Below are 1,215 nucleotides of genomic sequence, written 5' to 3'. Positions count from 1 at the left end.
GTGATCAGCAAGCTTTCTAAAGGTGACATCTTCAACCAGGGTCTGGAAAATGGCTTGTTCTTGTGGCTTTCGAGTAGGCCCCGAACAGGCTGCAATGAAAAAGGCTAGAATTATGACACTGGTACGTAAAAGCACGCTGTACTCCTGAGATCTGTTGGCAACTGGCAATGAATTAGTTCAGAAATTTTTCTGAACTGATCAATTAAGTGTAATGCTAAACGCGAGAATGTAAATGTCGAATGCTTAGTTATGTTCGCAATGTTAGAGATGTACGATCGTTTAGGTATCTTGGCTTATTCAGGTACAGAAGATCGTTTTGATTTGAGCAGGTTAACTATGTTTTCCCGATACAGCATTAAGAGTGAAATAACGAAGAATAAAGCATGAACAGCCCACATTCCGATAGCCGGTGGTAGATCGCCTTTTTCAACTTTACTGCGCGCTGTCATCAATAACCCGAGATAGGCTACATAGATTAGCATTGCTGGGAATAGGTGGACAAAGCGACCCTGTCTGGGGTTAACCTTGCTGAAGGCAACCGCTAGCAAGCAAACGATAGGTGCTAGGAAGGGGAGTGAAAGCCGCCACTGAAGTTCGGCCGCTGAAGCGTTGTCTTGGGCGCTCAACAACTGACTGGTCGGCCGAGCAGCTATCTTATAAGATTTCGCTTCTTTCACTGTTTGGTCATCAATTCTTACACCCAGCATATCAAACTGCATGACTTTAAATGCATTCTCTCCAGGGCTACCAAGATAGCGCGTGCCATTGTGGAGTAGTAGAAACTTTTCACCTGTTGTTTCATTGGTATTCATTACGCCATATTCAGCGTAAGTTTGTGACTGCCTCTCGGTTTCCGCAATATATACACCAAATAGCGTTTTTTTATCGTCGCTAATAGACTCTACATAGGTGACTCTTCCTTGGGAACGCTGCTCTTGAAAGCGTCCTGCAAATAATAATTCAAACTCTGATAGATTTGCGCTCTCGGTTAACAAGTCTTTTGCTTTCTGAAAACCCCATGGTGTTGCGTATAGGCTGGTTGTACCGACGAAAATTGCGATAAGTACAGAGAGGCTAAGAGACATTTTCAGTAGACGGTTTCGGCTCATGCCGCAGGAGTGCAAAACGGTCATTTCGCTTTCAAGGTACATGCGCCCATAAGCGAGCAAAATACCAATATAGAACCCTAGAGGTAAAATGACTTGTAGAAACTCC

1 protein-coding gene is annotated in these 1,215 nt (G+C 44.0%); it reads right to left on the bottom strand.

Annotated elements, in window-relative coordinates:
- Positions 1 to 293 precede the first annotated feature (293 nt).
- On the bottom strand, positions 294 to 1,215 hold a 922-nt coding region (lptF, locus tag A3729_RS20095), incomplete at its 5' end, for an LPS export ABC transporter permease LptF (RefSeq protein WP_068634203.1).

This window comes from Oleiphilus sp. HI0043 (assembly GCF_001634935.1).
Note: the sequence above shows the minus strand (reverse complement) of the source record. Positions and strands in the feature narration are given on the sequence as shown.